The sequence below is a fragment of the Endozoicomonas arenosclerae genome, from assembly GCF_001562015.1.
In the GTDB taxonomy this organism is placed as follows: domain Bacteria; phylum Pseudomonadota; class Gammaproteobacteria; order Pseudomonadales; family Endozoicomonadaceae; genus Endozoicomonas_A; species Endozoicomonas_A arenosclerae.
This window is the reverse complement of the sequence record NZ_LASA01000257.1, coordinates 1-2349: the sequence shown is the minus strand read 5'-3', so window position 1 is coordinate 2349 and position 2349 is coordinate 1. Positions and strand designations below refer to the sequence as shown.

Genomic DNA, 2349 nt, shown 5'->3' with positions numbered 1-2349 from the left:
CCGCTGAAAGCATCTAAGCGGGAAGCCCCCTTCAAGATGAGACTTCCCTGGACCCTGAGGTCCCATAAGAGACGTTGAAGACTACGACGTTGATAGGCTGGGTGTGTAAGCGTTGTGAGGCGTTGAGCTAACCAGTACTAATGACTCGAGAGGCTTGACCATATAACGCCAAAGCGATTTAGCCATACACGGCGAGAGTGCGCAGCAAGAAGCAACTCAAACAGCTTAAGTTAAAAACGGATTCCAGAAGGGCGTCGGAAACGACGAACTTCAAACCAGTTTTGCCTGGTGATCATAGAGTGTTGGAACCACCCGATCCCATCCCGAACTCGGAAGTGAAACGATACATCGCCGATGGTAGTGTGGGGTTTCCCCATGTGAGAGTAGGTCATCGTCAGGCATTGAATAAAGAAAAACCCCAGTCGAGCAATCGACTGGGGTTTTTCTTTATCCGTTGCAGGGCAACGGAATACCCACCACAGTCCATCAACGATACGTCGTTTATTGCTGAGTTCGGCCGAGCTCGGAAGTGACAAATTTGACCGGATCAAATTTGGACGCACTTTATGCACAGGGATGTGAGGTATGTCGATGTTGCAGGAGCATTCATCGACCAGTGCGCCCGCAGGGTGAACTACAGGATGTAGTTCATCTAACGATACATCGGGCCAAGTTCACGAGGCCTGCTCAGAGCAAGGTTGGTCAACAGCCAGGTATTCCCAGTCGAAACTCGGTGGGGTTCTTAATGACTTGTCTGAAATTAACGTCCCTATTGAAACCCTCTCAAAACCCGTTCGGGCTGAGCCTGTCGAAGCCCAATAGCACGACCCTTCGACAAGCTCAGGGTGAACGGAATCCTGTGTAAATCTGTGAAACAAATCCTAAAACAGAAACTTGACAGAACTCCATCCCCAATAAATAGTGACTTTCCAGCTTTCCAGCTTTCCAGCTTTCCAGCTTTCCAGCTTTCCAGCTTTCCAGCTTTCCAGCTTTCCAGCTTTCCAGCTTTCCAGCTTTCCAGCCTCAAAAATGAAGACAAAGAACAAGCACAGCAGAAGCCACAGCGATAGTGAAGCCTCCTTTTAAACCGATCAAAGGCTCGCTTGACTCAGTCTGACTCAGGCCTTTTAAATGCTGACAGCTGGCTGACTCAGGGTTTGAGGCTATGAGCTTATCAATATGATTCACAAGAAACTCATGATAGCTAGAGTTTCTACTATGGCTAACTCTGGTAAGCACGGGAAGTAGGATGTCCATCAGCCTGTCTGCCGGTGACTGTTCTAGCCAATAGCTCTTCCACTCGTTATTGCGACTAAGTTCTTTTATTAAGGTTTCTGTGTATTTCTTTGCCTGTGTATTGCAATCCTGACAATGCGGTACAACCATATGGTCGGCAAGGTTGTTATAAAGTCGGATTACCCAATTAGCATAACTTTCTGGATTCTTTTGTTCTTTAGGCTGGAGGTTCTCTATTTCAATGAACTTCCATAGGCCGTTTGGCAGAGACTGAACTGCAGCAACTGGGCTGCAGCTGTCACTGGTTGCTGGTAAAGAGAAAACAGTTGTAAAGAGTAATAATATGGGCAAGAGAGCCTTTAGCCTTAACATTGTTTTTCTCTGTTTTTAAAGGCTCTAATGCTAGTACAGTTTCAATGCGGAAGATGGCTTAAGCCTCGGTAAATCAGTAAGCTCAGGCCCTCAGACTAGAGAGCATCACAATGACTAAGTACTGATTTTCCTGCCTTCCCGTATCAAAAATACCCAACCATTCCCAGACAAACCAGAACGGTAAAAATCTTACAGACACCCAGCGTACTGATGTATTTGCCTGTTTTCATAAAGTCAGAGCTGGAGACCAGGCCTGTAGAGTGAGCCAGAGCATTGGGTGGGGTACTGATGGGTAGAGACATTCCCATAGAGGCAGACAGGGCAACACAGATTACGATAAGGCTAAGACCGCCAAAAGACTGAAGTCCGGACATGGCTGTAGCGATTGAGACCGCAATAGGCATCAGCAAATTTGCGGTAGCAGTGTTTGACATAAATGTTGCCATGATCATGGCTGTTATTGAGAGCAGGAACAGTACTGGCAAGATACCAAGGCTCTATGTTTCTTGTCAACCTGCTTTTAGTAATTACATAAGAAATTAGAGCCTCATCGGTGAGAAACTCTCCACTGCAAGAGCCTTAGGTCTTTAATCAGACAGCATAGCTTTTTGCATAATGGGGGAATGATATTGAGCCATATCGAATGTCTTTTGGCTACGCCATACGCTGAATGCTATACGTATCAGCTTGCGCATCACGGCTACCAAAGCCTGGGTACAAGTCATTCTTGATGCATAGTGC

The 2349-nt window shown here is 46.5% G+C and carries 2 protein-coding genes and 2 rRNA genes; 2 read left to right on the top strand and 2 right to left on the bottom strand.

Going from position 1 to position 2349, the window contains the following annotated elements:
- Positions 1-162 (top strand): 23S ribosomal RNA (locus WG89_RS28490); the annotation flags it as partial.
- 122 nt (positions 163-284) lie between these two features.
- Positions 285-400, top strand: a 5S ribosomal RNA gene (rrf, locus tag WG89_RS28485).
- Between the two features lie 481 nt (positions 401-881).
- Here rrf and WG89_RS30915 read toward each other — a convergent pair.
- Positions 882-1046 (bottom strand): hypothetical protein, encoded by a 165-nt coding sequence (locus tag WG89_RS30915; RefSeq protein WP_153301898.1) that lies wholly within the window; start codon positions 1044-1046, stop codon positions 882-884.
- A gap of 705 nt (positions 1047-1751) precedes the next feature.
- Positions 1752-2093, bottom strand: coding sequence for an anion permease (locus tag WG89_RS28475; RefSeq protein ID WP_414630401.1), 342 nt, complete (start codon positions 2091-2093; stop codon positions 1752-1754).
- Positions 2094-2349 lie beyond the last annotated feature (256 nt).